This window comes from Streptomyces javensis (assembly GCF_039525925.1).
Classification (GTDB): domain Bacteria; phylum Actinomycetota; class Actinomycetes; order Streptomycetales; family Streptomycetaceae; genus Streptomyces; species Streptomyces asiaticus.
Genome location: NZ_BAAAIF010000031.1, coordinates 70,173 through 97,160, shown reverse-complemented (window position 1 = coordinate 97,160; position 26,988 = coordinate 70,173). Strand labels below are relative to the sequence as shown.

Below are 26,988 nucleotides of genomic sequence, written 5' to 3'. Positions count from 1 at the left end.
CACCATGGACAAGCGAGCCATCCTCGCCGTTCCCGCCGCCGTCGCTCTGACCACCGCGGTGGTCGCCGGCTGCTCCGGCTCCGGCGGCGGCTCACACAGCGGTTCCAAGGCCCCTTCCGGCTCGTCGTCCACCCAGCGGACCGGCCCGGCTCCCACCGAGTCCAATCCGCCGGGCGACATCCCCGACAACCAGGTGTACGTCGCCTACCGGCCGCCCGCCGGCGGGTTCACGGTCAAGGTGCCGGAGGGCTGGTCCCGCTCCTCCACCCACGGCACCATCACCTTCAGCGACAAGCTCAACAAGGTCGAGATCTCGCAGAGCTCCGCCGGGTCCGCGCCCACTGTCCAGTCGGTGAAGGAGGGCATGGTCCCCGCCCTCCGCAAGCAGGCCACGCACTTCGCTCTGGGCGGTGTCACGACCGTCCACCGGACGGCCGGGTCGGCCGTCCGGATCACCTACCGGACGGACTCGGCCCCCAATCAGGTGACCGGCAAGAGCGTGCGTGACTCGGTGGAGCGGTATGTGTTCTTCCACAACGGCCATCAGGTGACCCTGACCCTGACCGGTCCGACCGGCGCCGACAACGTCGACCCCTGGCGCATCGTCAGCGATTCGCTCCGGTGGCAGTGATGGCCACCACCTCCACGGCAGCCCCACGGGCCGACGGGGCGACCGCCCTCGACGCCAGGGAGCTCTACCGGTTCTTCCGCACCGGAGAGGAGGAGACCCTCGCGCTGCGCGGGGTGTCCCTCCAGGTCCAGCGCGGCGAGACCGTCGCCGTCGTCGGCCCTTCCGGTTCGGGCAAGTCCACCCTGCTGGCGTGCCTGGCCGGGCTGGATGAACCGGCGGGAGGTTATGTGCACGTCGGCGGGGAGCGGATCAGCCATCGCCCCGAGGCCCAGCGGGCCAGGCTGCGCGCCCGCCGCATCGGTGTCCTGCTTCAGTCCGGCAACCTCATCGCCCATTTGGACGTACGGGAGAACGTCCGCCTCGCCCGGGCGGCCGCCGGACGGCGCCGTGGCGGTGCGTCCGGTATCGCCGCCCTGCTCGACGGGGTGGGGCTGCGCGGCCGGGCCCACGCCCTGCCGCATGAGCTGGCCGGCGGTGAACTGGCCCGCGCGGGGCTGGCCGTCGCCCTGGCCAACGACCCCGATGTGCTCCTGGCCGACGAGCCCACCGGCGAACTGGACGGACGGACCGAACAGCGCGTGCTCGACCTGCTCAAGAGCCGGGCCGAGGCCGGTCGCGGCGTTCTGGTCGTCACTCACAACACCGAGGTCGTCGGCTTCGCCGACCGGGTGCTCGTCCTGCGCGACGGAAGGATCCAGCCGTGAACGCCCCCTCCGGCGCCGACACCACCCTCATCGATACCCTGATCGACTGCCGCGACGCCGCCCGCACCTACGGCCAGGGCGAGCGCGCCGTCGTGGCGGTGCACGGCGCCACCTGCCAGGTGCGGGCCGGTGACCGCATCGCCATCATGGGCCCCTCCGGATCCGGCAAGTCCACGCTGCTGCACCTGATGGCCGGACTGGAACGGCCCACCAGCGGGGAGATCGCCTGGCCGGCCCTCGGCCGTCCCGCCACGGCCCGGGACATCGGCGTGGTCTTCCAGTCCCCGAGCCTGATCCCGGCCCTCGACGTGGTGGAGAACGCCGCACTGCCGCTGGCCCTGTCGGGCACCTCGGAGTCCGAGGCCCGCCGCCGCGCGCTGTCCGCCCTCGACGCCGTCGGCGTCGCGGACCTCGCCGACAAGCTGCCCGAGGAACTCTCCGGCGGGCAGGCGCAGCGGGTGGCGGTGGCCAGGGTGCTCGCGCTGCGACCGAGAGTGGTCCTCGCCGACGAACCCACCGGACAGCTCGACCGCGCCACCGGCCGCCACGTGGTGGACGTCCTGCTGGACACGGCGGCCGAACTGGGCGCCGCGCTCGTGGTGACCACCCACGATCCCACCGTCGGCGAACGCCTCACCGAGCGCTGGCCCATGCACGAGGGGCGGCTGGCCACCACGGTCCCCGCCCCCGCCGCCTCCGGACCGCGCACCGCACCACGGGCGCGGCCGAACGCGACTCGAGGAGAGACGTCGTGATCATCACCTGGCTGTCCGGGCTCGTCCGGCGCCGCAGTGGCCGGCTCCTCGCCGCCGCACTCGGCATCTCGCTCGCCGTGGCGCTGGTCGCCGCGCTCGGCTCCTTTCTGACCGCCTCCAAATCCACCATGACCGACCGCGCGGTGCGTTCGGTCGCGGTCGACTGGCAGGTCCAGGTCCAGCCGGGCGCCCAACCGGCCTCGGTGCTGCACACCGTACGGTCCGCGCCCGGGACGCGCACCGCGCTCCCCGTCGGATTCGCGCACAGCACCGGCTTCCACGCCAGGACCGGCGGGTCCACTCAGAGCACCGGCCCGGGGGTCGTGCTCGGCCTGCCACCCGGCTATCGCTCTGCCTTCCCCGGCGAGATACGGCAGCTCACGGGCAGCGCCTCCGGGGTGCTCATCGCCCAGCAGACCGCGGCCAATCTGCATGTCGCCCCCGGGGACACCGTCACCATCGGCCGCCCGGGAGGCGGACCGGCTCGTGTGAAGGTGGCCGGGGTGGTCGACCTGCCCCAGGCCGATTCCCTCTTCCAGAAGGTCGGCGCCCCACCGCAGACCCAGCCCACCGCGCCCCCCGACAATGTCATCCTGCTGCCCGCCGCACAGTTCACCAGGACCACGGCGCCCATCAAGGCCGCCGACCCGGCCGCGGTCACCACACAGATCCATGTCGCCCGGGACGCCCGGCTGCCCGCCGACCCCGCCGCCGCGTACACTGCGGTGACCGGTGCCGCACACAACGCCGAGGCGCGCACCGCCGGTGGCGGGCTGGTAGGCGACAATCTCGGCGCCGCGCTCGACAGCGCACGCCAGGACGCCCTCTACGCCCAGATCCTCTTCCTCTTCCTCGGCGTGCCCGGGGCGGTGCTGGCCGCCCTGCTGACGGCGGCGGTGGCCGGCGCCGGAGCCGACCGGCGACGGCGCGAACAGGCCCTCCTGCGCACCCGCGGACTCGGCGTCCGCCAGGTCGTCGGCCTGGCGGCGACCGAGGCGGCCGGCGTCGGTGTGGCGGGTGGTCTGCTGGGCCTCGGCATCGCCGCGGGTGTGGGCCGGGCCGCCTTCGGTACGGTGTCCTTCGGCTCCACCGCCACATCAGCGGCCGGCTGGTTCGCCCTCGCCCTGCTGCTGGGACTGGTCATCGCTGCGGCGGCCGTCCTGGTGCCCGCTGTGCGCGATCTGCGGCAGGGCACCGTGGCCGAGGCCCGACGGGTGGTGGGCCGGGCGGGCGCCCCGCGCTGGATGAAGTTCTACCCCGACCTCATCCTGCTGGCCGTCTCCTACTTCGTCTTCCGCGCCTCCAGCTCCAACAACTACTCCCTGGTCCTGGCCCCGGAAGGCGTCCCCACCATCTCCGTGTCCTACTGGGCCTTCCTGGGACCGGCCCTCCTTTGGCTCGGTTCCGCCCTGCTGCTGTGGCGGCTGGTGACCCTCGCTCTGACCCACGGACGCCGCCCCCTCGCCTGGCTGGTCCGGCCGCTGACCGGCACCATGGCCGGAACGACCGCCGCCAGCCTGTCCCGGCAGCGCCGCCCGCTGGCCCGGGCCATCGTGCTGCTCGCGCTGGCCCTCTCCTTCGCTGTGTCCACCGCGTCCTTCAACTCCACCTACCGGCAGCAGGCCGAGGTCGACGCCCGGCTCACCAACGGCGCCGATGTGACGGTGACCCAGTCACCCGGCTCCCGTGTCGGACCCAGCGCTGCCAACCCTCTGGCGGCGATCCCGGGGGTGCGCCACGTGGAACCGCTTCAGCACCGGTTCGCCTACGTCGGAGCGGATCTCCAGGACCTGTACGGGGTCCGGCCCTCCACCGTCGCCTCCGCCACCTCCTTGCAGAACGCCTACTTCGCCGGTGGCAGCGCCAAGAGCCTGATGTCCAAACTGGCCGCCCGGCCGGACTCCCTCCTGGTCAGCGAGGAGACCGTCAAGGACTTCCAGCTGGCCCCCGGCGACACGCTCAAGCTGCGGCTCCAGGACGCCCGCACCAAGACGTTCCACACCGTGCCGTTCCACTACGCGGGCATCGTCAGGGAATTCCCCACCGCACCACGCGACAGCTTCTTCGTCGCCAACGCCGGCTACATCGCCAAGACCACCGGCAGCGACGCGGTCGGCACCTTCCTGGTCGACACCGGAGGCGGCAACCAGAAGGCCGTCGCCGCGCGGCTGCGCCACCAGCTCGGCACCACCGCGAAGGTCACCGACATCACCCAGACCCGGTCCCAGGTCGGATCCAGCCTCACCTCCGTGGACCTGTCCGGGCTCACCCGGATCGAACTCGCCTTCGCGGTCCTGCTGGCAGCCGGCGCGGGCGGCATCGTCCTGGCCCTCGGCCTCGCCGAACGCCGCCGCACCTTCGCCATCGCCACCGTCCTCGGCGCCACCCGACGGCAGCTCAAAGGACTCGTGTTCAGCGAGGCCGCCACGCTGACCGCGGCCGGGCTGACCGGAGGCGCACTCATCGGCTGGGCCCTGACCCAGATGCTCGTCAAGGTGCTCACCGGTGTCTTCGATCCACCACCGGAAGCCGTGGCCGTGCCCTGGCCGTATCTGGCCCTGACCCTGGCGGCGGCCCTCGCGGCCATCGTCGGCGCGGCCCTGAGCGGCGTCCGCAGATCCACCCGGCCGGCCGTGGAAGAGCTGCGTGAACTCTGACAGCGGACCGCCCGCGCGCCCCCGGACAGCCACCCGCCTTACGCTTCGGAGCATGCGGACGACAGGGGCCAAGGACACGGTATCCGTACTGGTCATCGAGGACGACGAGGTCATCGGGCGGCATGTGGAGGCAGGTCTGCGCTCCCACGGCTACGCGGTGACCTGGACCCGGACCGGCGGCTCCGGCCTGGCCGAGACCGCCCGGCTCCCCACAGACGTCGTCCTGCTCGACCTCGGCCTCCCCGACATGGACGGCATCGACGTCGCCCGGCAACTACGCGACGAGCACCCCGATGTCCTCATCCTCATCCTGACCGCCCGCAGCGAGGAGATCGACGTCATCGTGGGCCTGGACGCGGGCGCCGACGACTATCTGGTCAAACCCTTCAGCCTGACCGTACTGCTCGCCCGCCTCCGCGCCCACCTCCGCCGCCGCCCGCCCGCCCCGGCGGGACCGGGCGAACCCGTCCGCATCGGGGATCTGACCGTGGACATCGCCGCGCGCCGCTGCCGACTCGGTGACCGAGAGGTCGAACTGCGCCCCAAGGAGTTCGAACTCCTCGCCGTCCTCGTCCGGCACCCGGGGGAGGCCGTCTCCCGCGAATCGCTCATGGCGGAGGTGTGGGACGAGAACTGGTTCGGGCCGACCAAGACCCTGGACGTCACCATGTCCTCCCTGCGCCGCCGATTGCAGGCGGCCGCGTCCGCCGCACAGGCGCCCGTCGCCCTGCCCGACCTCACCACCCTGCGCGGACATGGCTACCGGCTCGACCCACCCAGGCCGCTGGACGGCAACTGACCCGTCTTTGGCGCTCCAGTTGCAGTTCAATGACGTTCTGTCTGCCCGGACCTGTGGGGGGGGATCGTTGTACATCGCTGCACTTCAGGTGGCGCACAATTGTGCGTGCACCAAACCGACGCAAGATGCCCTTGCAACGGCATTGGTGTATTGGCTGGCCTTGGCCGGAGGCGTTCGCTCCTGGGCTTCGCGAGGTTCCTGGTCCCGGACGGTGGAGTAAAGACGTTCGGCCACGGGGTAGGCCGGGATGCACCCGCACAACCCTCTCTCCTGTGGTGGGTTTTGTCGAATGTCGCCAAGCGGTGCATGATGGAGTGGAAACGAAGGTGGCTTATGGAGGCACTGTCGTGGGGACCATTTGGGGACCACACGGTGTGCGCGACCCCGCACAACCCAGCCTTTCCCGCACGTGTTTCACCTGCGGAAAGCGCCGCAATTCCGGGGAATTCGGCGCTTGCACTTGACTGGGGGTCAAGGGGTCGCAGGTTCAAATCCTGTCGTCCCGACCAGCGTTTTCGCAGGTCGAAGGCCGTTTCCGCGGATAGCGGAGGCGGCCTTAACCGTTTCCCGGATGGGAGCGATGGGGAGCCCTCTGGGAGCCCTCGTGCTCCCAACTCGCAGACCTGTCAACGGTGCCCGATTCGTCCGTCACCCGATCCGGTAGACGTGCGGTGCCGTACCGCGCTCCTATGCGCCGTTGTCAACCACAGGGCACCAAGGTCACCCCACCGCTATGGATGCTCTCGGCATCGAGAGGCATAAGGACCCCTTGTCGGCGCTCGACCCCCTTTCGGGGTGGGAGCACGTCGTCGTGCTCCCCATGCGACAGGAGGGGAGCTGTGGGCTGATGACCTTGGCCGACGTGTTTCCGCAGGCGGCCGACGCTCGGGTGTTGCGGCCGCGAGGTGCCTGCCGGGTCAAGGCGAGGCAAAGCCCCTTGGCGTCTGCCGGCAGACGGGGCACTCCCAGGGCGTGAGCACCGTATCGGGCTCTGTGGCGCAGTAGCGAGACGGTCGGTTGGGGGCTTCGGCGTGAATAATAGTGTGCCAAGCAGGCCAGCTCCCGTAGGTCCACTTCCGTGTCACCAGACGCGTAGCGCTTTAAAACGGCTTCACTGGTTGTGAGCTGGATTTTCCTTATGGTCAGCTGGCTTGGTGGTACTCGTTGATGAGGCCTGCGATGGCTTGTCGGCGTTTGATCCGGGCTGTAGGCAGGGGGATGACGTTCGGATTGTCGCTGGGCGCGAGTTGGTCTCGGCCTTGGTGTGGTCGGTGGCTGTTGAAGTGGTGTGCGTAGTCGTGGGGGATCTTCTCGGCGTGGCCACGGTCGAAGAGCAGGACACGGTCGGTGCACTCTTCCCGTGCTGAGCGGATGAAGCGTTCTGCGTGTGGGTTGCAGTTGGGGCTGCGTGGAGGGATCTTGGCCACAGTGATGTCCTCGCTGGTGAACACGGCGTCGAAGGCGGCGGTGAATTTCGCGTCCCGGTCGCCGATGAGGTGAGTGAATTCGGCGGCGCGATCGCCGTGTTGCCACAGGAACTGCCGGGCCTGCTGAGTGGCCCATGCGGTGGTGGGGTGGGCGGTGACGCCGGGGATGTGGATGGTGCGGGTGCGCACCTCCATGATGAATAGCGCGTAGAGGCGCTGCAGGCTGATGGTGTCGACATGGAAGAGATCGGTGGCGAGCAGGCCGCTGGCCTGGGCTTTGAGGAAGACAGCCCACTTACCGCGCGTCGGCTGGCGACGCGGCGCGGGACCGGGACCGGCGGCACGCAGCACAGGCCGGGCGGTGGCGGGGCTGGCCTTGTGCCCGGTGCGACGCAGTTTGTCGTGCACGCGTCGGAAGCCCCATCGGGGATTCTCGGTGCCGAGCCGGATGATCAGGTTGCGGATTTCCTCCGGCAGGGGCGGTCGCCCGGTAGACAGCGGCTGCGTCCACTTCTGCTTCACCAGACGCCGGTGCCAGGCCAGCAGGGTGCGCGGTGAGACGATCCGGCGTTCGCGCAGGGCTTGGGGGATCAGCCGGGTCACAACGGCGAGCAGCGCGCGCTCCGGCCAGCCGGGCTTGGGCGCGGTGACCTGTCGACGCAGAACCGCGAGCTCGTGTCGCAGGATCAGTATCTCCGCATTCTTGGCCGCAGAAGATCGAGACATCAGGAACAGCCACGCGAAGATTCGCGTGGCGATGAGGTAGACAAGTCGAACCAGCACGAGGACTGATCATGCCGGGTACCTGCTGGTCAGGTGCGTTGCCTCAGGACAAACCCGGTGAAGCCGTTATGGAGCGCTACGGGTAGGAGTCGGTGCCGGTCTCGATGATGTTACCGCCCGAGAGTGAGGCGGTCCGGTGCCCGCTCAATGAGTGGCGCGCTGCTGTCGTCGGGTTCACAAAGGACTGAGCCCGTCGGCGGGGGCCTTATCGGTGCGCTTGACCACGGCCGGGGCGGTTTCGTAGGAGAGCTGGACCTCGCACCCGAGCTGCAGCCCGTTTTCACCGTGGATGAGGACGTCGGTGCGCCTCCGCCCGTCCGGAGCGCACGCTTCGAGGTCCGGGCGAGCCCGGCGGTCTCCGCCGCCCGCGCGATGGGCCGTCGGTGGAAGCCCAGGGATGGCGGAAGTGAACCGTTCCATTGGATGCGCGGCGGTCCACCTGCCATCGTGTTGATCGTTTCGGCAATTTCGATGGTGATGGAGTGTTGGGCTGATGTTGCGTATGAACGGGTGGAATCGAGCGATGATGTGGGGCACCAGCGGCGTTGCCGCTGCCGTGCTCGCCCTGACCGCTTGTTCGGCGTCCAGTGGAGACGACGACACCGAGGGGGCTGGCAAAAGCGAGAAAAGCGGAGCCGCCACTGCGCCCCGACACCAGACTAAGCCGGGCTCCAGCGCCCCGGACGAGTGGGCCCAGTCGAAGCAGTGGGCGGCGCTGCCGCACGGCAAGCGCACCGACAGCAACGGCAACGAGGTTCTGTTCCCGCACACCGCCGAAGGGGCCGTCAGCATGCTGTCCGCCGCGAACTCGACGACCGTACAGGGCAGTCGGGACATGGTGGACGAGCAGATGGGCGTCTACGACTCCTACCTGGCCGCAGCCGACCAGACGCCGACGAACAAGGAGAAGGTCAAGCAGCGGGCGATCCAGACGGACGCCGCCTTGCGTGAAAAGTTCGGAATCCCGGCCAAGGGCGACATGCCGCCGCGCGCATATTCACGAGTTCGCACCATCGGCTTCAAGACCATCAAAAAGTCGAAGGACGAGGTCAGCGTCTATATTCTCGCCCGCGTCACCATGAAAGCCGGGGCGATCGAGAAGACGCACAGCTCCTACACCCGCACTCTCCTGGCCGCCGAGTGGGATGGGAGCGACTGGAAGATGAGCTCTGCTGCGACCCTCCGTGCCGCGCAGCAAGTCGAAGGAAAGCCGCGGCCCGCCATGGCCCTCCCAGGGACCAAGAAGTTCAACCGCGCCGGTTGGACCGCCCCCAGGGGAACATCATGAGACGTCGGTTCGCTGCTCGCCGCTGTCCATGGGCGTCGGGGCCCTTCGGCGGTTACAAGTCGGGTGCTCACCGATAGTGCGATAACCCATTCGACCTCATAGAGGCGCAGACCGCCTAGTAGGACTCCGTTAGGTCTGCGTGTCGCCCGTGTTCGGGGGCATGAGGGTTGCGTGGATTCTGTGGAATCTGATTTGTCAAGTAGTTCAGTCTTTGCCCTGCGTGGGACGCCATTACTGATCTTTTCGGGTTGCCTTCGGGTGGTGACGTTGGGTGATCCCTGCGGTATGCCGGAGCTATGCGGTATGCGGATGGAGGAGGCCTGACGGCTGAGCGGCGGGCTGCGCGTGAAGGGATCCGGCTTGAGGCCGGGCATCGGTTCGCGCGAGGTGACAAAACGTCGGACATCGCCAAGGACCTGCGGGTGAGCGAGCGTTCGGTGGAGCAATGGCGCCGCAACTGGCGTGAGGGCGGCATGGAGAGTCTGAAGTCGAAGGGACCCGCGAAGCTGCCGAAGCTGTCGGATGAGCGGTTCGCTGTGCTGGAGGAGGAGCTGGCCAAAGGGCCAGCTGCGCATGGCTGGGAGGACGAGCGGTGGACGCTGGAACGCGTCCGGACGCTGATCGGCCGCCAGTTCCACGTCAGCTGCTCCATCGCAGGAGTGTGGAGGCTCCTGCACCGCCACGGCTGGTCCTGGCAGAGCCCGGCCCGTCGCGCGTTGGAACGCGACGAACACGCGGTCGAGTTGTGGAAGAAGGACGTGTGGCCGCAGGTGGAAGGACAGCGGCGGCGCTCGGGGCCTGGATCGTCTTCGAGGACGAAGCCGGGTTCGCGATGACGCCGCCACGAGCGCGCACCTGGGGCCGGCGCGGACACACTCCGGTGGTCCGGGTGCGGGGACGGTCCCAGCGTCGGATCTCGGTCGCCGCGATGTGCTGCTACCGGCCCGGCGAGAGGTCCCGGATGATCTACCGGCCCCGCTTCCACTCCCTCCTCAAAGGCGCACGCAGGAGCTTCTCCTGGCAGGACTACCGCGACCTCCTGGTCCGCGCCCACCTGCAACTCGGCGCCCCGATCATCGTCGTCTGGGACAATCTCAACACCCATCGCACCGCGGGACTGCGTGACTACGCCGCGGACCACGACTGGCTCACGATCATCCAGCTTCCCTCCTACAGCCCGGACTTGAATCCGGTGGAAGGAGTCTGGTCTCTGTTACGGCGAGGCCCGATGGCCAACACCGCATTTACCGACCCCGACCACCTCACCGGCACCCTCCGTCGAAGCCTCGCCCACATCCAGCGCCACCCCGAACTCGTCGACGGCTGCCTCAGCGAAACCGGACTACCCCTCACCCAGACCACCCGAAGCTAATCCGACAAGGTCAGTAACGGTAGTTCGTTACATCCGGCAGTAGAGATCAAGACCGTGTCCGGTGGTGACCGCGTCGATCAGGGCTTGGAGCTCGGTGGGTGGGTCCGTGTCCGTCCAGGCTCGCCACCATCGGTTGAGGGTGACGGCGGGGGTGAGCCAGGAACGGATGGCCCGTAAAGCTCTGGGCCAGCAGGGCGGTTGGGGCTGGTGGGGTTCGGCTGGGCCCCCTCTCTGGCCCCTCGTCGGGGCACGGGTCCGGTGCGGTGGCGTCCAGGGGCCCGGGTGGGGCGAACCACTGGTCCCAGCAGAAGGAGAAGGCGCAGTTGACCAAGGTGTGGTGGCGGCGGATGGCGCGGTCGGAGCGGACTTGGAAGTCTGCCCAGCCGAGTTCGTCCTTGATCTGCTTGTAGCTCTGCTCGATCCATGGCCGCAGGCCGTAGAGGCGGATGATCTCGGCGAGATCGGCCGGCGGGTGCGGGCTGGTGGTGGCGTGGGGTGCTTCGGGGTGGGGCAGGTTGGTGGCCAGGTACCAGGTGGCCTTCTCCGGCAGGCCGGCTGGGTCGGCGGTGGCCACGACCAGCCGACAGGGTGAGTTCGGTCCGTAGCCGCCCAGGCGGGCATCGGCCGCCCACCAGGTCTCGGTGTGCCCGTCGCGGAAGTGACGTTCCACGGGTGTCCAGTCGCCTGGCCGCTTAGCATTCTTCCAGGTCAGGGCGTGGGCGGCTTCGATGGGGGTGTGCGGCTGGTCGGCCGGAGCCCAGGTGCCGCGATGCGGCTTGAGCGCGACCACGTAGGCCAGGCCGGCCTCGCGCAGCGCGAGATACCAGTCGTCGCTGACGGAGTAGGCACAGTCGGCGACCACCGCCCGGCAGCCGAAGCCCGCTTCCTTTCCGCGGGCCGCGAGGTGGGCGGCCAGCTGCGGTTTGGTGCGGAAGGCCGGATCCGAGCGGCCCCGGGCGAAGTGGTGGGCAGGGGGGTAGGGAGTGGTGTGCAGCGGGTAGTACACGCGGCCGTCGGTCCATACCGTGGTCACCGTGACGATGCCGTTGTCGGTCTTTCCCAGCCGGCCCAGCCACTGCCGGCCCACGTGCGCGGTCGCGGTGCCGTCCTTGCGGTCTCCGGAATCGTCGACCACGATGACCCCGCCGTCGTGGGGAGCCGTCGCCGGCTGCTCGCGCAGCAGCTCAAGGCGCCGGTCGTTGACCTGCTCGGCCTCCCAGGGCGACTCGGACAGGAAGAACTGCAGCCGCTGGACCCCCGGCATTCCCGCACCTGCCACCGGTTCCGCCCCTGCCAGGCAGGTGATCGTCTTGTTCCGCTCCCGCGGTGCCAGCAGTCCGGTCAGGTACTCGCGAAACCCTCGCCGCTGGGCCAGGCTGAAGAAGAGGTCGTCGAACCGGGCCGCGTAGTCCTCCAGTGGCCCTGGCGCAGGCGGACAGGGACGGCGAGCGGTCATTTTCAGCCCCCAGCAAGGCAGTTGACTCCTACCACCGGCCTACGACCAACCCGACCGGCCGTCAACCCACACCACAACCGGATTTAACGAACTACCGGTAATTACGAGCTGTCGTCCTGGTACCGGTACGACCCCCGCCGGCTGGCATGCGTTTGCCCGTGACCCCGGGCGCTCTTCTTCTACGCTTCGAGTGCTTGGTCGTTCTGGAGCCGCTGGCGTGTCTCGTGGGGCGTGATGTACCGGGCGGCCGAGGAGTGGGACGACGCCCGGGCGATCCACATGGAGTTCATGCTCGGCCCGGATGACCTGAATCTGCCGGTCCACCGCTGGCGTCTGGAGCTCGACAGCGAGTTGCCGATCCCGCTGTACATGGAACGTCCGGTGGTCGTACGGAGCCTGGAGCGCAGCTGGACCAGGCGCTGGCACCGGGAGTGGAAGCACCGCTTGAACCGCTTCGACCAGCAGCCCGAGCGCGCCAAGCAGCTCGTCGTGGACGGCGAGGACCCGGACAGCCCGCGCTCCGGCGACCCCACCGCCCTGCTGGCCCGGCTCAAGACCGATTCGCAGGTGATCGCCCTGGTCCAGGCATCGCCCCCGGGCACCACCCCCGAGGGCACCTCACAGGCGCTGACCGCCTGGCGGGCCGGGATTCCGGTGGTCGCCTGGGACGGCCGGGCGACCCGGGACCCCGGCTTCGTCCAGCGCTTGAGACAAAAACAGGCCGACGCCAGCGGGAACCTGGCACGGCCCCGCGAAGCCGCGACAGAGTTACGTCTGGAGCCCATCCGATCGGCTCCGCGCAGGGGAAAGTCACCTTGGACAGCATGTGGTGCTCGTTTGGGACGACCCGACCCCGGTGGAACCGCGAGGGCGTATGACGGGCCGGACGAGGGGGTGGATGTCCGTTGACAGAAGCCTCCTGGACGACTGGGCTGCGGGCTGGAAGCCGGTGCTGATGCTGCGCGATCAGGCGCTTTCCGGGCCCTACCTGGAGGGTGCGCGCTCCTCCTTTCGCGCCCTTGGCCTGGCCCATCAGGCGCTCGCCCGCTCGGGAGAAAGCTCACCCGGTCCAGTTGAAGACGCACCACACAGGGGAAAATCTGCGGGCTCCGAGGCGGTTGCGGCCATGACTGACTCCACGACTCCCCGAACAGACCCGCTGTCCCAGATCGACGATTCACCACCCTTCCCGCCGCACGGCACGCCAGGTGCGGCGGGCGGAGCATCTGACAGCCAGAGGAGGACAACCCAGATGACAACGAATCAGCAGTCACGGCCGCCCCAGGGCGAACCGCCGGAGCACCTTTTGGTAACGGTGGTGGTGCTCACCGTGATGGTGGTGATCTTGGTCTGCACGGCCACGGTGTACGTGCTGTATCAGCATCCCTCTCTGACGGCTCCGGTGGGTGTGGGGGTCGGACTCCTGGCCGTACTTGTCCCCCTGGCGGTCGCCGCGTGTCGCCGTTGATGAACACGCGGTGAACCCGCCAGCAGATCTCAGCGACAGGAACCAATGAGGACGTCGAAGAGGTGCAGCTCGCCGTGCGGACTGCCTCACGTCAAGGGGGCTCGCCGGTGCACGAGACGATCAGGGTGGACCGGAAGGCCACCGGACCCGACAGCTGCCGGGTCGCGGTGTCGGGGGAGCTTGACCTTGTCAGCACCGTCGTGCCGCTCAACCCATCTCCCAAGTCCGTGGTTGCACCCAGAGAACATGATCACCGGGACAGATTCCACGTAACTGCGGTGAGGGCGAGCATCTCGAGGGCGTTGCCCGGGAGTCGAGCAGGGCGGTGGCCTTTTGCAGATTACCGGGAGGAACATCCGGCTTCGGGAGAGCCGGTCGGCGAGCACGCCGCCCATGTTCAGGGAGCCGATCGTCGGATGGGTGCTCTCTCTCAACAGGTGTGTCGGTAGGGGACGTTCGGGAGGTAGGTTTTCCAGCCGCGTTTCGAGAGGCCGGAGCCGGTGCGTTTGCAGACCTGGGCGTGAAGGGTGTCTTTATTGCCGTACGGTGGTTGACCTGCGGCTTTGCGGTCGTCTATGTGTGGGCATGATCTATGATTGTGGATCTGCGACTGCTCTACCTGATCTTCTCTCGACTACTGGGCTGCTTACTCTTGCTGGGCCGGTCGACCGCCGCGAACAATGCTGAGATCCTCGTGCTTCGCCATGAAGTCGCGGTGCTTCGCCGGCAGGTCGAGCGGCCGCGGTTTTCGTGGGCTGATCGCGCCGTGCTCTCCGCTCTCGCGCGGCACCTGCCATGCGCCTTGCGCCGCCATCGACTGGTCACCCCGGGCACGCTGCTGACCTGGCACCGGCGCCTGGCGCGCTGGAAGTGGCGCCAGACGGCGGTCGGCCCCGGTCGGCCACCGTTGCCGGAAGAGACGGTCGCACTCATCCAGCGCTTGGCGCGAGAGAACCCGACCTGGGGCTACATCAGAATCCAAGGGGTGCTCCGACGGCTCGGGCATCGGGTCGCCGCCGCCACGATCCGGCGCGTCCTGCGCCGCTCCGGCCTACCGCCCGCACCGCAGCGCGCCTCCCAGCAGACCTGGCGCTCGTTCCTGCGCTCACAGGCCCACACACTGCTCGCCTGCGATTTCATGCACGTGGAGACCGTCTTCCTCAAACGACTCTACGTCTTCTTCGTCATGGAGATCACCACCCGGCGCGTCCATGTCCTGGGCGTCACCGCACGCCCTACCGGCGCATGGGTCACCCAACTCGCCCGCAACCTGCTCATGGACCTCGGCGACACGGCCGGGCGCTTCCGATTCCTCATCCGTGACAGGGACAGCAAGTTCACCGCCGCCTTCGACGCCGTCTTCGCCGGCAACGGCACAGGGGTCATCCCAACACCGCCGCAGAGTCCCCGGTCAAACGCGTTCGCCGAACGATGGATACGCACAGCCCGCGCCGAGTGCACCGACCGCCTCCTCATCACCGGCGAACGACATCTGCGCACCGTCCTCACCACGTATGCCGAGCATTACAACACGGGACGGCCCCACCGCAGCCTGGACCTACGAGCCCCAGGCGACGACCCGAACATCATCCCCCTACCTGCTGTCACAATCAGGCGCCGCCAGGTACTTGGTGGACTGCTCAACGAGTATCACACCACGCCACTCCGATTGACTCACCATCGACAGAGAACACCCAGCTCAGCAGCCTGATTGGAATATTGACACCCTTCAGGGGCGGTGGCGCCTGCCGGCCGCCGTGGTTGGAGCAGCGGCTCCGGTGGCCGCGACCGCCTCGGGCGCAGCGCAGGGCCCGCTGGGAGTAGTCGGGGCGCCCCTGGGGCCGTCAGACACTTGGCAGCGCACGGCAGGGGGCGGCGGCGGTGTGGCGGCCCCCTCTGCGTCGTCCGGCCCGGCCGCTCGGAGGATTCGGCGGGCTTCCCCGGCGTATCGAGGACCAGCGACAGGCTCCTCGGACCGGCCATCGCAGTGGGCTCGCCCATGGCCACGTGGAAGAATCGTGAGAGGAGGACGGTGCCACTGAAGGGACCGACGCCGACCAGCAACGAGGCCGGGGCGGTCGGCGTCACGGTGCGGTTCCGGGCGATGCTCAGCGGGACGATCGGCTCGAGGGTCCGGGACACGACCCGGGAGACCGCCGCCGGCAGCAGCGTCCCGCCACCGACCAAGGTGGCCGTCTGCCAGGAGAACCAGTTGAACGTGCTGCCCGCCATCGAGACTCAGATGGGGCCCAGCGAGCGTCGCCTGACGGTGGATACGCGGAGGGATCGGCAACGGGCGGCATCCCATCCGGCGCCGGTGGCTCGACCTGCTATCCGGCCTGTGTCACACACGGCGAACAGCGCGGAAGGCCGGCTCATACGTTTGCCGAACATGACGCCAGATGCCGGTTTTTGTGCGGTCTGAGGGTGTCGTCGCGTGCGGATCTCAGGTCGTAGCCGCGTCCCCCACCTCGCCTCCCGTGACGCTGCGGACCGCCTGGGCCAGGAGCCGGTGCGCATGTGCGAACTGGCGCACGTCGGCACCGCCGAGCAGGGCCTCGCTGATCTCCTCGTTGACGACCCGTAGGGCGCCCGAGGCGGCCGCCGCGTGCATCTGCACCCTGATGTCGTCGGCCGGCAGGTCAAGTCGGCCGGCGATGCTCCCGGCCAGTTCGCGTTCTACCTGGTCACAGTGCGGGTGCCGAATAATCATCCCGTCCTGGTCAAGCGGCGTGGTGGTACTCGTGGAGGGTGCCGCCGAGTCGATCTCGTCGGCGGATCTTCAGGTGTGTGATCTGTCCTGGTGCGGTGATCGGTTCGGGCAGGGAGCGGAGCGGGGCGGCTTGGCCCAGGGCCCGATGAGGCCGGTGCCTGTTGTAGAAGGACTCGAAATCGCGTAGGGCGTGGAGGAGGTGGCGCTGGTTCCAGATCAAGGTGTGGTCCAGCAGCTCGCGCCGACAGGTCTGGATCCACCGTTCCATGATGGAGTTCATCCGGGGCATCCGGTTGCCGCTGAGGACGACCTGCAGCCCGGCATCGGCCAGCACCGCGTCGAAGGCCTGCGTGAACCTCGAGTCCCGGTCGCGGATCAAGAACCTGGCCTTGCTGCCCGCGTCCTCCAGGTCCATGGCGAGGTTGCGTCCGAGCTGTACCACCCAGTCCGCGGTGGGGTGTGCGGTTGCGCCCAGGATCCGGATCCTCCGGGTGGCGTGCTCGATCACGGCGAAGACGTACACCCGCGCCCCGGTCAGGGTGCGGGTCTCGAAGAAGTCGCAGGCGAGCAGCGCGTCCGCCTGGCTACGCAGGAAGTCGGCCCAGGTCGTGCTCCCGCGTTCGGGGGCAGGCGGGATGCCGTGCTCGCGGAGGATCTCCCAGACGGTGGAGGCGGCGACCTTGACGCCCAGCGTGGCGAGCTCACCGTGGATGCGCCGATACCCCCAGGAGCTGTTCTCGCGGGCCAAGCGCAGGACCAGGGCGCGGATCGATCGGACGGTGGGCGGTCGTCCGCGCCGCCGGGGTGCGCAGTGCGCAGCGTGGCGGCGTTTGAGCAGGTCGCGGTGCCAGCGCAGGATGGTGTCGGGGCGCACCAGCAGCAAGAGTTGGCGCAGCTTGTCGATCGGGAGGTGGTGGAGCAAACCGGCGAGGACTGCGCGGTCGGTGTCGGTGAACACGGGCTTGCCGACCTGGCGCTGCAGGACCAGCAGCTGGTGCCGCAGCGCGAGGATCTCAATGTCTTTGCCCCGCTCGCTCCTCAGTAGCAGGCGCAGGAGAGTGAAGGTGTTGGTCACGGCGAGGTAGGCCAGGCGCAGCAGCACGACAGATCATGATGCCGTCGGGGCCTTGTGCAGGTGAAGACGCCGGGGTGAGCATCGGCCAAAGTCGAAGATCTCTGATCAAGCTCTCACCTGCGTGGATGATTTACCGGCACCCGCAATGTCCCGGCGTAGCAGCACCGCCGGGACCCTGAGCAGCTTCCGAGTCATCTGGTATACGAGCGAAACGATCACCGGACAGGGTTCCAGCAGACGGTGATGGCGCGCCAGACCACCCGCGAGCAGGAGGGATGAGTTTCCGAACGGCACAGGGTTCCGGCGGAAAAGCTTGCAGGTCACGTCCAGAATCGTGTTTCCGAGCGGGACACGCTCCTGGACCGGCTGGCACCACCACGCCACCCTGGTCACCGCCGCCCACGCCTTCCTCACCGAACAGCGACTGGCCCCAAAAGCCGACACACCGGCCTCACCCTCTACCAGACCCTCGACGCCCTCCAGGGCCTGCTGAACTGCTGGACCGGCACCTGCACCACCTGCCACCAACCCCTGCCCAGCAGAACCACACCAAGATCAAGACAGACCTAACGGAGTCCTACTAGGAATCGTAGTCCTCGATCAGACGACTGATGACCCGGTGCATGATGGTCGCGCGGTTCCGGTCGTCCTGTTGGTCGTGTAGGGCGTGCTCGATTGCCCGGAGCCTGCGCCAGGTGTCTGCGTCCTGGTCCATGACCTCGTCGATGAGCGGCGCGGTGACCAGGTTGAGACACTCGGCCAGCCGGAGCCGGGTGGTTTGAGAGGGCGGCGTGGCCTCAGGGTCTGCGAAACCATCTGTCAGATACCGCGCGGGATCGGTGAGGCTCCAGCCGGCTACCTCTCCTTCCTTGACGAGGAGGCTCACGTCGGGGGCGATGCCGATCAGGGCGTCCGGCTCTCCGTCGAGAGCACTGAGGTCCCGGTAGCACCGCAACTCGGACGCTTCAGGGTCGCAGCAGAAGATCGTTGCCTGGGGGAGGGCGAAGTTCTGCGTGGTGTCCGTACGCAGCCCGCCGGGCAGTCTCTGTGGCATGTGGGGCGCGTTGTGGCAGAGGGGGGAGGGAGCGGATTCCCGGGGCACGTAGAACGTGGCGTGGGACAGCTCCCGGCTGCCCTGGTCGAACCGGAACTCGTCATTCTCCGACCACAGCCACTGCATGCTGCCGAAGGTGTGGGCCAGATGCTGCTCGCGCTCGTTCGGGTCCGTATACGATGCGACGATCACCTGAAGATCAATGAAATCGAATCGCGGAGTAAATGTCAGCGGGTTCCGCGTGGTTTCAGCATTCACGGTGTCGCCGACCGAGAACCTCACCATGAATGTCGCCCTCATCGGATCTGCTTGGCGGGCGCCATGTGGCCACCCCTGGTGTCTGGGATTTTACCGTTCACGATGTCGTCATGGGTTACCGGGTGTCCGGGATCGGTAGGTGATCCGCCCAGCGCTTCGGCTCCGGATTCGCCCTTGACCCCGGATGGGCCGTAGCCGGTGATGACATCGCCTGCGCCAGCACCTGCCCCCTTTGTGACCACGATGTCATCGCCTTGCCTGAAAATGAGATTTCCGCGGCTTCCTTCGGATAGGTATACCGCGTCCGGGTTCTTCAGGATCTCCAAGACTCGTTCGTCGTTGTCGAAATGTGGATGGTAGTTGGTGGACTTTCTCAGCTTGCCCTCTTGGGCGCGCTCGATGATCTTGTCCACGGCAGCCTTGGCCTTCGCTACAGGGCACTTGGGTGCGAGGCCGAGCGGGTCGCTCCACGTGTACGGGTTGTGCACGTAGGCGCCGGGATTGGATGCCGGTTTGAGACCGAGGGGATCCTGGGTGATGTAGCGGGCGGTTTCCGGGTCGTAGTAGCGGAAGTGGTTGTAGCTTAGGCCGGTTTCCGGGTCTGCGTACTGGCCGGGGAAACGGAGTGGGCACTCCAGGTCGTTTCGTGGTGCGGGCAGAGGTGTGCCCCAGACGGTGGTGCGGAGTTGCCAAACAAGCGCGCCGTCGGGCGCGACTAGTTCGGTGGGCGTGCCGACCATGTCCGTGATGATCGCGTGGAACCGGGTGTCGTATTCGGACTGGGGGGTGTCGGAGAACGCAAGGGGTGAGTGGGTGTTATCCGGAGCGGCTGCAGGTCCCTGGTGGGTGGATTGGGATATCGGGCGGTCGGTTCCGGGCGCGTAGTCCCAGGTCGTCGCTGTTCCATCCGAAGTGGTTTGTTCAACCAGGCGAGTAGTGTCCCAGGCGAAGTGAATGGCCTCGGTGACCGTGCCATCGTTTTGGAGGAGCTGTTTTGAGGTGCGGCGGCCGAGGGGGTCGTAGGTGTACTGCCAGCGGTCGCCCTGCGGGGTGGTGACCTTGGTGAGGCGGTTTTCGGCGTTCCAGATGTACGTCCAGGTACGCGTCTGGCCGTTGAGCAGCTTGCGGGTGCGGCGGACCAGGCGGCCGACGGCGTCGTGTTCGTAGATGGTGCGCCCCGCACGGCGGATGATGGTGCCTTCGTAGACTCGGTCGCCCGCCGCGGCGTGGTCGGGTGCGGTGGCGTGGGTTTGGTTGCCTGCTATGTCGAAAGCGTACTTCTCCGTCCAGCCGTGTGCCTGGACTCCCGTCACTCGTCCCATGGGGTCGACCGTGAAGTTGCGTGTCCCGGTGGTGAGTTCGCGGACTTGGGTGACGTATCCGTCAGGACGGTAGGTGTAGGTGCGGTGCTGGAGCAGGTCATGAGGCGAGACAGCGAGGCTTTGGGCCGTAAGGCGATTCGCTACGTCCCAGCCTTGGGTGAGGGCGACTTTTCCTGTGGTGCGTTGAGTTTCACGGCCGGCGGCGTCGTGCGTGAAGGTGAGGGTGTGGCCGGCGGTGGTGAGGGTGGACGGGCGGCTTGCTGCGTCCCAGGACCAGGTGGAGGTCAGCCCCGTGGGGGTGGTGCGAAGAGTGCGTCGGCCCAGGGCGTCGTATCGGTGGGCCGTGGTGTGGCCGTTGATTGTCTCCGAGATGACGCGCCCGAGTTGATCGTGTTTCCGGGTTAGTTCCGTGGTTGGTGTTGCCGCATGGACCAGGGCGCCGTTTGCGTCATAGGTGTAGGTCGTCTGCTCGCCGGTGGTCTCATCGTTCTGCGCGATGATGCGTCCGGCGGCATCGAGGGTGTACCGCAGGGTTTCGCCGAGAGCATTGGATCGGGCAGTGAGGCGCCCCGCGGCATCGCGCTCGTAGGTGTGTGTCGCACCGTTGAAGTCGGTCTCCGTAACCAGATGCCCTGCGGCGTCGTACGTGTACTGCCACTGCCTGCCCTGGGAGTTGGTGACGGTGGTGAGGCGTAGTTCGGTGTCGTAGGTGAAGGCGTAGTGGGCGCCGTCGGGGTCGGTGCGGGTGGCGGGCTGATCGAAGTGGGTGTGGGTGTAGGTGGTGGTGTGTCCAGCTTGGTCGGTGTGCTGGGCGAGGTTGCCTTCGGTGTCCCATTGCCATATTTCGCGGTAGCCGTCGGGACTCTCGCGCCAGGCAGGTTTGCCTTCGATGGTCCAGCCGTGGCGGGTGGTGTGACCTAGGGGGTCGGTGATGGCCGTAACCTGGCCGTGGGGGCCTCGGCGGAAGTGGGTGGTGTGGCCCAGGGGGTCGGTGATGGCGACTGGGAGGCCAGCAGCGTTGGTGGCGACGTGGGTGGTGTGGCCCAGGGCGTCGGTGATCGCTGAGAGGTGGCCATTCCCGTCGTATGCATAATGAGTCGTGGCACCTGTTGGATCGGTGGTGGCCGTGCGAGCTCCGCGGTCGTCGTAAACGTGACGCCATACTGAGCCGCCGGGCTCACGAATCTCGACAGGTAGCCCTTGGCCGTCGTAAGCGGCTTCGGTCACGGTGCCGTCGGGGCGCTCGACGGCGATCAGTCGACCCTGGTCGTCGTAGCGGTAGCGGGTGGTGTGGCCAAGGGGGTCGGTCACGGCGATGGGGTGGCCGTTGGTTTCGTCCCATTCGGTGCGGGTGGTGTTGCCCAGCGGGTCGGTCTCAGCGATGACCTTGTAGGCATCGTTGCAGACGTAGGTGGTGGTGTTGCCCTGTGAGTCGGTGTAGCGCGTGGTCCGGGCATGCGTGTCGTAGTGCAGGCGGCCGGAGAGGATGCCGTCCGGTCCGATGCCGCGCAGTACGCGGCCTCTGTGGTCGTAGACGTATGCATAGGAGGTGCCGTTGCGGTCCGTCCATGATGTGACGCGGTGTTCTTTGTCGTACTGGTACCGGAGGGGCTTGCCGGTGGAGTTGATGACTTCTGCCAGGTCCCCGGCTGTGTTGTAGCCGAAGGAGATCAGGGTGGTGCTGTGCTCGTGGTCTTCGCCGTGCAGCAGGCGCAGGGCCGTGATCCGCAGCAGTTTTGGATCGGTGTCGACCGCGATGTGATAGCCACCGGAGTGCACGATTCCCGTGGGGGCGCCTTGTGGGTTGTAGGTGACGTCGATGCGGTCGCCTGCGCCGGTCCGGTCGGTGATCGCCGTCAGAGCCAGCTCTCGGCCGCCTCCTGGCAGTGGGGCGAAGTGGAGGGTTCGGTTGCGCTCCGGGATGGTGATGGTGAAGGTGCCGTCGGGTTTGCCGTCCCAGCACAGTGGCCAGCGGGGGCCGGAGCTTGGCAGGGTCGGTACGTCGGATTCCGGTATCGGGTAGGTCAGGAGCATGCCGTCGTCGGTGATGTAGACGACGCCCGCGTCGTCGATTTCGAGACGCTGGTCGAGCGTGCCGGCCCAGGTGCGGCCGAACCAGCCCCCGCACGGGTGCCCGGAGACGTAGTGCCGTTCCAGGATCAGCGGCAGGGCGCCGGGCAGGGTGACGTCGGTGTCGGACATGACCATCTCACCGGTGGCCACGTCGATCGGTTCACCGGTTTTGGGTCGCTCCTCGTTGGGTGTGTTGTTCTTGTCCGGATCGGCGTCGGTGCGCTTGCGGGCGCTGCCGTCGCGGCGGAGTGCGCGTTCGCGGTTGAGTAGGCGTTGTGTGGCGTTCTTGGCTGCGTTGGCGCCGCGGCGTGCGGCGCCGGTGCCGCCGGTGGCCAGGGCGAGGAGGAGGTCGGGGGTGAGTTGGCCGGCGGCGCGGGCGGGGTTGCGCTGCCATTCGTCCCAGTTGGTGACGGCCTTGGCGAACTCCTTGGGGTGTTCGGCGGCGTAGGCCACGCCGTCCACGGTGCTTGCCAGCCGCAGGCCGGCACCATCGGGCCCGTCGTGGACGAGGTCATCAAAATCGTCGTACCAGCCGGTCAGGGTGTCGGCGGTACCGCCGGCGTAGTCCCCGAGGGTCTGTTTGAACTTGTCCCAGCCTTTGGGGGCCGGGGGCTTGTCCGGGGCCTCCTTGGCAGCCTTGGCGAGTTTGCGTTTGGCCGCGTCGATGACGAGTTGGAGCTCGCTCTCCAGCGTGTCCAGCCGGCTGTAGCAGCCTTCCAGTGCCGCCAGGCCCGGGTCGTTCTCCGGTGGACGTTCCGGCAGCGGGTCGTCCTTCCGGTCGACGGCGGCGTTGTAGTCGGTGACTTTGTTCCAGTAGCGCTTGGATGCGGCCCGGGCGTCGTCCGCGTCCTCGATGATCGGCTTGACGCGGTTGTGGACCGAGCGCAGCTTTTCGGCGTAGTCGTCCAGGGCGTTCGCGGCTGCTTTGAAGTAGGTCTGGGCGGATTCCAGTTCCCTGGGGAGCTTGCGGGTCGCGTCCTGGAAACCCTCAGCACCGGCCCCGGTCCAGTCCATCAGGGACAGGACGTCCAGCTTGTCCTGCCCGTCCTTGAACGCGCCGGCGTATGCGCGCAGCTTGACCGCCAGGTCCTCGATATCCGACGGGCTGCCGTAGATAACCTCTGATGGCTTGGCATTCGGTGGTATCCGCTCGGTCGTGCCGCCCTCTGTGGCGTCGCGCTGGGTCATGCGATCGTTCCCTTCGATCCGCCGTCGACTCCCCATCCGCCGTCGTAGCGCTTGCGGGGGTTGGTGGGCACGTCCTGGGTGCCGCCGGTCCCGCCGTCGTCGAGCCACGGCTCCTGATAGATCTCAGGCGGCGGATCGAACTTCGGCCGCGACCCCGCCTGCCACGCCTTCAGACCCGCCTCTCCGAAGGGCAGCTTGGCCATGTTGTCCGCGGTCGGCGTGAAGTCCTTGATGCGGAGCAGGTCGGCCATGATGTAGGCGGCGATGACCTGCCGGAGTGTCTCGACCACAGTGCTCGTGTGCTCGGCCACGCGCCCCATGCCGAAACCCCAGGACGAGAGCATCTTCTCGGCCGAGTCGTAGATGTCGAAGTCGGCCGAGTTCTGGATGGTCTCGGCCAGAGTCTTCCAGTCGCCCTTGATCTTGCGGGCGGCGACGACGGACTCCTCCAGCGGCTGCAGTACCTTACGCACCGACGCGATCTCGATCTTGTAGCCATCACCCGGCTTCGGTCCACCGGAGCTCGATGCTCCCCCGTCATGCTCCGTCATCGTGCTCCCCCTGACCATCGGTGGACTGGAGCGCTTCGGTATCCAGCACGAACGCCCGTGGGCCCAGCGGGTCCCCCAACGCGCGCACGCCCTCGGGCAGCAGTTCCGCCAGATCCGCCACGGTGGTCGACGCCCACCCGCACGGCCCGGCGAACAACGCGAGCCGTTCCAAGGAGGTGAAAACCGGCACCACCGGCCCGTGCTCCGTATCCGAGACCAGGAAGCCCGGCTCATCCGGCCGCTGAAAATACAGCCGCGCCAACCGCATCGCCGCCAGCCGCTCCGAACGAGGCCTCGACGCGGCCATTTCGTCACGGATCAGATCACGTAACGACAACTCTTCCCTCCCCGGCCCACTCGGGTCGTCACTGAATGAACACCCGCCGCGAATCCTCGCACACACGTCCCACATTCCCTGTGAGTCCACGCCAGCGGGGACGCACGGGGTTGCCAGTTGACGACTGCAGCGTATGACCTCGTATGGAGCTTGACGGCGCGAAAGCTCCGCGAGAGTCTTAAACTGGGGTTAGGAGGCGAATTGCCGCTGGGGGTCAAGGGGTCGCAGGTTCAAATCCTGTCGTCCCGACGGTGTGACCAGCGGGTTTGCCAGTAATGGCAGACCCGCTGATTGCGTTCGTGTGACACGTGATGGCGACGTGATGACACCCGGTGAACGCTGAGGTGCCACCGCCACGGTGCCCCTGGCCAGGGGCACCGCAGCAGAGAGAATCCCAAGCGGGCGCGGGGCGGACGAAAGGTTCAGGCCGCCCACTGTTCTGACGCTCCGCCAGGATCGCCGGTGGCGTGTTTCCGGTCGGCGCGTTCCAGGGCTGTGCCGATGGCGGCGACGGCGTCGCGGGCGGCGTGGGGGAGCAGGTGGCCGTAGAGGTTGACCGTGGTGGCCAGTGTCGAGTGGCGCAGCGTCTTGGAGACCACCGCTAGTGGCACCCGCGAGCTGATCATGATGGTGGCGGCGGTGTGCCGCAGGTCGTGCACGCCGATCCGTGGCAGGCCGAGCTCGGCGGCGCGCCGCCGCAGCTCCACCAGCACCCCCTGCGGACGCAGCGGCGACCCGTCCGGACGGCAGAAGACCAGCCCTTCCAGCGGCGTCCCCTGGGTTGGCCGGCCCGGGCGAGCGCCGCCTGGCGCTCGAGGGCGGCAACCACGCGCGGCGCCAGGCTCACCCAGTTCCGGCTGGCCTTGGTTTTGGGGTGGTCGAGGTAGAGGTGGTTGTTGTTCACGGCCGTCAGGCTCCAGCGCACCAGCAGCATCCGCTCGGCGAGGTGGACGTCTGTCCAGTGCAGCCCCAGGGACTCACCTCGCCGCATACCGGTGCCCAGCAGCAGCTCGAACAGGTCGGCCATCTGATCGCCGTAGTGAGCATGGTTGTGCCGCAGAAACGCTGCGGCTTGCGCGGGATTCCAGCAGATCCGCTCCGGCGCGACTGGACGGGGCAGCAGAACGTATCGGCACGGGTTGGCCGCGATCACACGTGTGCGCACAGCATGGCTGAGCGCGCTGGAGAAGGTGGCTCCGATCCGGTAGACGGCGGTGCGCCCGCGTCCGCGGGCGAGTTCGGCCTCACTCCAGGCGGTGATGTGCCGGGCTCGCAGATCGGTCAGGGGCAGTCGGCCGAAGGACGGGATGAGGTCCGCGTGTACGTGGTCGCGGTAGCGGGCGTACGTGGTGGGCTTGAGCGCCTTTTCCTTGAGTCGCACCCACTCCGCCAGATATGTGGCGATGGTGAGATCTTCGCTGCAGTCCAGGCCGGTGCGCTCGGATTCCAGAGCGCGCTCGAGTGCTGTCTCGGCGGCCTTCTGAGTGGCGGATCCGCTACGGCAGAGCGGATGGCGCTTGTCGTCGGCTGAGGGCAGGTCGACGGCGAAGGCCCAAGAGCCGTGCCTTGAACCATCGTGGAGCTTGGGGCAGCGGGCGCCGTACTGTCGGCCGTCGGGGCGACGGCAGCCGCAACGCCGGTACACCCGGCCGCGTTCAGGAGACTGAGAAGCCATCGTGCTCACCTCCGTGGGGGGAGTTAACTCCACCGTGAAGGTGCCGACGCCTGGCGCGTTAGATGGCTGATCATGGCGTAACCGGGGCGTGTGCCGTTCAGAAATCTGTCGCTGCAGGTCAGGCCGCGTGTTTGTACTCGTTGATCAGGCCGCCGAGGACGCGAGTCTGGAGCAGTCGTCGCGGAGTGCTCGAGTCGGTCAACGGTGCGGTCCGGCTGTCGGTAAGGGGCGGACGTTGCTCTCGAGCCTGATGGGGGCGATGGCCGTTGTAGTGCCGGGCGTAGACATCGAGGACGTGGCGAGCGTGGGTCTCGTTCCAGATCAGCACGTGATCGAGGAGTTCACGCCGCAGTGTCCCGATGACTCTCTCGCAGTGCGCGTTCATCCACGGGGCCCGCGGGGCGGTCCTGACGGTTTCGATGCCCTCAGCTTCGAAGACCGCGTCGAAGGATTCTGTGTACTTGCTGTCCCGGTCGCGGATCAAGAAGCGCAACGACTCGAGGCGCACGTCCACCTCAAGAGCAAGGTTGCGGGCCTGCTGGGCCGTCCACTGCGCAGTCGGATGAGCGGTGACGCCGGCGATGTGGAGGCGGCGCGTGCCATGCTCAAGGAAGACCAGCGCGTAGACCCGGCGAAGGCTTGCCAGGTCGATGTGCGGGAAGTCGCAGGCGATGATGGCCTCGGCCTGGGATGTCAGGAACTCGCGCCATGTCGGCCCGCCGCGGCGGGGAGCCGGATCGACACCAGCTGCCGTCAAGATCTTCCAGACGGTGGAGGCGCCGATCCTGTGGCCCAGCCGGGCGAGTTCCCCCTGGATCCTGCGGCATCCCCAACGCGGGTTCTCCCGCGCCAGCCGCAGCACCAACTCCTTCACAACTTCCACTGTCGCCGGCCGGCCCGGCCTGGTCCGGCACTCGCTGTAGTCCCACCTGCGTGCAACGAGACGCCGATGCCAACGGAGCAACGTCCCTGGCGTAACAGGGAACACTTGCGCCCAGCGACGCCGGGGTATCAGCGAGGACAATGCCGCGAACCACAACCGGTCCGCCCACTGATACCGCACCGGACTCGCAAGTTGCCTGCGCAGCACCGCGTTCTCGTGCTGGAGCACGAGCAATTCAGCATCTCTGGACGTCCGCCGACGCAGCAACACCGCAGGAACCGAGAGCAGTTTCCGTGTGACCTGATACACCAGTGACACGATCACCTGGACATGGTCCCAGCACGCCCGCTGATCCCACCAGACCGCCTACGACCTGCAACGACGCATTCCTGAACGGCACAGCCCCGGCCCTTTGCGGGCGAAGGCACTTGGGCGAATGTCGAGGAGAACCGAAGATCCGTGATCAGGCTCCCGACCTGCGTGGATGATTTATCGGCACCCGCAGCGCTGGAAATGGCG

General features: G+C 67.7%; 22 protein-coding genes, 1 tRNA gene and 1 pseudogene. 13 read left to right on the top strand and 11 right to left on the bottom strand.

Annotation, left to right across the window (positions count from 1 at the left end; genetic code table 11):
• The first annotated feature begins 4 nt into the window (after positions 1 to 4).
• The 6 genes from ABD329_RS26010 (at position 5) to ABD329_RS25985 (ending at position 6,055) form a co-directional block, all read left to right on the top strand.
• A complete protein-coding gene (locus ABD329_RS26010) occupies positions 5 to 631 on the top strand; it encodes a hypothetical protein (RefSeq protein ID WP_198277911.1) in 627 nt (208 codons plus the stop codon).
• Complete coding sequence (locus ABD329_RS26005; protein WP_198277910.1) at positions 631 to 1,335, top strand: ABC transporter ATP-binding protein; 705 nt, start codon at positions 631 to 633, stop codon at positions 1,333 to 1,335. The genes ABD329_RS26010 and ABD329_RS26005 overlap by 1 nt, the downstream gene beginning before the upstream one ends.
• On the top strand, positions 1,332 to 2,090 hold the full coding sequence (locus tag ABD329_RS26000; protein WP_309142751.1) for an ABC transporter ATP-binding protein: 759 nt from the start codon (positions 1,332 to 1,334) through the stop codon (positions 2,088 to 2,090). Before ABD329_RS26005 ends, ABD329_RS26000 begins: the two co-directional genes overlap by 4 nt.
• A complete protein-coding gene (locus tag ABD329_RS25995) occupies positions 2,087 to 4,747 on the top strand; it encodes an ABC transporter permease (RefSeq protein ID WP_198277909.1) in 2,661 nt (886 codons plus the stop codon). Before ABD329_RS26000 ends, ABD329_RS25995 begins: the two co-directional genes overlap by 4 nt.
• A 52-nt stretch (positions 4,748 to 4,799) precedes the next feature.
• Positions 4,800 to 5,546, top strand: coding sequence for a response regulator transcription factor (locus ABD329_RS25990; protein WP_344316971.1), 747 nt, complete (start codon positions 4,800 to 4,802; stop codon positions 5,544 to 5,546).
• Positions 5,547 to 5,967: 421 nt separating this feature from the next.
• Positions 5,968 to 6,055, top strand: a tRNA-Pro gene (locus tag ABD329_RS25985).
• Positions 6,056 to 6,688: 633 nt separating this feature from the next.
• On the opposite strand, the gene ABD329_RS25980 is transcribed toward ABD329_RS25985, so the two are convergent.
• Entirely contained in the window at positions 6,689 to 7,756 is a 1,068-nt protein-coding gene (locus ABD329_RS25980; RefSeq protein WP_309142911.1) for an integrase core domain-containing protein, read from the bottom strand.
• Positions 7,757 to 8,249: 493 nt separating this feature from the next.
• Between ABD329_RS25980 and ABD329_RS25975 the strand changes: the two genes are divergently transcribed.
• A complete protein-coding gene (locus ABD329_RS25975; protein WP_198281119.1) occupies positions 8,250 to 9,044 on the top strand; it encodes a hypothetical protein in 795 nt (264 codons plus the stop codon).
• Positions 9,045 to 9,340: 296 nt separating this feature from the next.
• Positions 9,341 to 10,416, top strand: a protein-coding gene (locus ABD329_RS48290) for an IS630 family transposase (protein ID WP_425574381.1) whose coding sequence is annotated in 2 segments (ribosomal slippage) — positions 9,341 to 9,802 and positions 9,805 to 10,416 — 1,074 coding nt in all. Because the reading frame shifts where the segments join, the coding sequence is not laid out codon by codon here.
• 46 nt (positions 10,417 to 10,462) lie between these two features.
• On the opposite strand, the gene ABD329_RS25960 is transcribed toward ABD329_RS48290, so the two are convergent.
• Positions 10,463 to 11,872 carry an IS701 family transposase gene (locus ABD329_RS25960; RefSeq protein ID WP_344316970.1) on the bottom strand — a complete coding sequence of 470 codons (1,410 nt, stop codon included), beginning with the start codon at positions 11,870 to 11,872 and terminating at the stop codon, positions 10,463 to 10,465.
• A 234-nt stretch (positions 11,873 to 12,106) separates the two neighbouring features.
• On the opposite strand from ABD329_RS25960, the gene ABD329_RS25955 reads away from it, so the two are divergent.
• The 4 genes from ABD329_RS25955 (at position 12,107) to ABD329_RS25940 (ending at position 15,765) form a co-directional block, all read left to right on the top strand.
• Positions 12,107 to 12,781 carry a VMAP-C domain-containing protein gene (locus tag ABD329_RS25955; protein ID WP_198275339.1) on the top strand — a complete coding sequence of 225 codons (675 nt, stop codon included), beginning with the start codon at positions 12,107 to 12,109 and terminating at the stop codon, positions 12,779 to 12,781.
• Entirely contained in the window at positions 12,771 to 13,340 is a 570-nt protein-coding gene (locus tag ABD329_RS25950) for a hypothetical protein (protein ID WP_198275338.1), read from the top strand. Before ABD329_RS25955 ends, ABD329_RS25950 begins: the two co-directional genes overlap by 11 nt.
• A gap of 598 nt (positions 13,341 to 13,938) precedes the next feature.
• Entirely contained in the window at positions 13,939 to 15,051 is a 1,113-nt protein-coding gene (locus ABD329_RS25945) for an integrase core domain-containing protein (protein WP_198275337.1), read from the top strand.
• Between the two features lie 321 nt (positions 15,052 to 15,372).
• Positions 15,373 to 15,765 (top strand): hypothetical protein, encoded by a 393-nt coding sequence (locus tag ABD329_RS25940; protein ID WP_198275336.1) that lies wholly within the window; start codon positions 15,373 to 15,375, stop codon positions 15,763 to 15,765.
• 21 nt (positions 15,766 to 15,786) lie between these two features.
• Here ABD329_RS25940 and ABD329_RS25935 read toward each other — a convergent pair whose 3' ends face one another.
• Positions 15,787 to 16,053, bottom strand: a complete 267-nt coding sequence (locus tag ABD329_RS25935; RefSeq protein ID WP_198275335.1) for a hypothetical protein — start codon at positions 16,051 to 16,053, stop codon at positions 15,787 to 15,789.
• A 10-nt stretch (positions 16,054 to 16,063) separates the two neighbouring features.
• Complete coding sequence (locus ABD329_RS25930; protein ID WP_198275334.1) at positions 16,064 to 17,155, bottom strand: integrase core domain-containing protein; 1,092 nt, start codon at positions 17,153 to 17,155, stop codon at positions 16,064 to 16,066.
• A 325-nt stretch (positions 17,156 to 17,480) separates the two neighbouring features.
• On the opposite strand from ABD329_RS25930, the pseudogene ABD329_RS25925 reads away from it, so the two are divergent.
• Positions 17,481 to 17,621: pseudogene (locus ABD329_RS25925) on the top strand (IS701 family transposase); the annotation flags it as partial.
• Between the two features lie 87 nt (positions 17,622 to 17,708).
• On the opposite strand, the gene ABD329_RS25920 reads toward ABD329_RS25925, so the two are convergent.
• From ABD329_RS25920 to ABD329_RS25890, 7 genes are all read right to left on the bottom strand, one after another.
• Positions 17,709 to 18,467 carry a hypothetical protein gene (locus ABD329_RS25920; RefSeq protein ID WP_198275333.1) on the bottom strand — a complete coding sequence of 253 codons (759 nt, stop codon included), beginning with the start codon at positions 18,465 to 18,467 and terminating at the stop codon, positions 17,709 to 17,711.
• Positions 18,468 to 18,478: 11 nt separating this feature from the next.
• Positions 18,479 to 23,023, bottom strand: a complete 4,545-nt coding sequence (locus ABD329_RS25915; RefSeq protein ID WP_198275332.1) for a putative T7SS-secreted protein — start codon at positions 23,021 to 23,023, stop codon at positions 18,479 to 18,481.
• Positions 23,020 to 23,574, bottom strand: coding sequence for a hypothetical protein (locus ABD329_RS25910; RefSeq protein WP_198275331.1), 555 nt, complete (start codon positions 23,572 to 23,574; stop codon positions 23,020 to 23,022). The genes ABD329_RS25915 and ABD329_RS25910 overlap by 4 nt, the downstream gene beginning before the upstream one ends.
• Positions 23,561 to 23,911 (bottom strand): SseB family protein, encoded by a 351-nt coding sequence (locus tag ABD329_RS25905; protein WP_198275330.1) that lies wholly within the window; start codon positions 23,909 to 23,911, stop codon positions 23,561 to 23,563. Before ABD329_RS25905 ends, ABD329_RS25910 begins: the two co-directional genes overlap by 14 nt.
• A gap of 422 nt (positions 23,912 to 24,333) precedes the next feature.
• Entirely contained in the window at positions 24,334 to 24,618 is a 285-nt protein-coding gene (locus ABD329_RS25900) for a tyrosine-type recombinase/integrase (RefSeq protein WP_309142607.1), read from the bottom strand.
• Positions 24,534 to 25,586, bottom strand: coding sequence for a site-specific integrase (locus ABD329_RS25895; RefSeq protein WP_198275328.1), 1,053 nt, complete (start codon positions 25,584 to 25,586; stop codon positions 24,534 to 24,536). The genes ABD329_RS25900 and ABD329_RS25895 overlap by 85 nt, the downstream gene beginning before the upstream one ends.
• A gap of 118 nt (positions 25,587 to 25,704) precedes the next feature.
• Entirely contained in the window at positions 25,705 to 26,793 is a 1,089-nt protein-coding gene (locus tag ABD329_RS25890) for an integrase core domain-containing protein (RefSeq protein ID WP_198275327.1), read from the bottom strand.
• Positions 26,794 to 26,988: the final 195 nt, after the last annotated feature.

Bases quoted from the DNA above. Each gene is read 5' to 3' on its own strand.
- ABD329_RS26010 (WP_198277911.1), top strand. From the start codon at position 5: ATGGACAAGCGAGCCATCCTCGCCGTTCCCGCCGCCGTCGCTCTGACC.
- ABD329_RS26005 (WP_198277910.1), top strand. From the start codon at position 631: ATGGCCACCACCTCCACGGCAGCCCCACGGGCCGACGGGGCGACCGCC.
- ABD329_RS25990 (WP_344316971.1), top strand. From the start codon at position 4,800: ATGCGGACGACAGGGGCCAAGGACACGGTATCCGTACTGGTCATCGAG.
- ABD329_RS25975 (WP_198281119.1), top strand. From the start codon at position 8,250: ATGTTGCGTATGAACGGGTGGAATCGAGCGATGATGTGGGGCACCAGC.
- ABD329_RS25960 (WP_344316970.1), bottom strand. From the start codon at position 11,872: ATGACCGCTCGCCGTCCCTGTCCGCCTGCGCCAGGGCCACTGGAGGAC.
- ABD329_RS25955 (WP_198275339.1), top strand. From the start codon at position 12,107: ATGTACCGGGCGGCCGAGGAGTGGGACGACGCCCGGGCGATCCACATG.
- ABD329_RS25950 (WP_198275338.1), top strand. From the start codon at position 12,771: ATGTCCGTTGACAGAAGCCTCCTGGACGACTGGGCTGCGGGCTGGAAG.
- ABD329_RS25935 (WP_198275335.1), bottom strand. From the start codon at position 16,053: ATGATTATTCGGCACCCGCACTGTGACCAGGTAGAACGCGAACTGGCC.
- ABD329_RS25920 (WP_198275333.1), bottom strand. From the start codon at position 18,467: ATGGTGAGGTTCTCGGTCGGCGACACCGTGAATGCTGAAACCACGCGG.
- ABD329_RS25915 (WP_198275332.1), bottom strand. From the start codon at position 23,023: ATGACCCAGCGCGACGCCACAGAGGGCGGCACGACCGAGCGGATACCA.
- ABD329_RS25910 (WP_198275331.1), bottom strand. From the start codon at position 23,574: ATGACGGAGCATGACGGGGGAGCATCGAGCTCCGGTGGACCGAAGCCG.
- ABD329_RS25895 (WP_198275328.1), bottom strand. From the start codon at position 25,586: ATGGCTTCTCAGTCTCCTGAACGCGGCCGGGTGTACCGGCGTTGCGGC.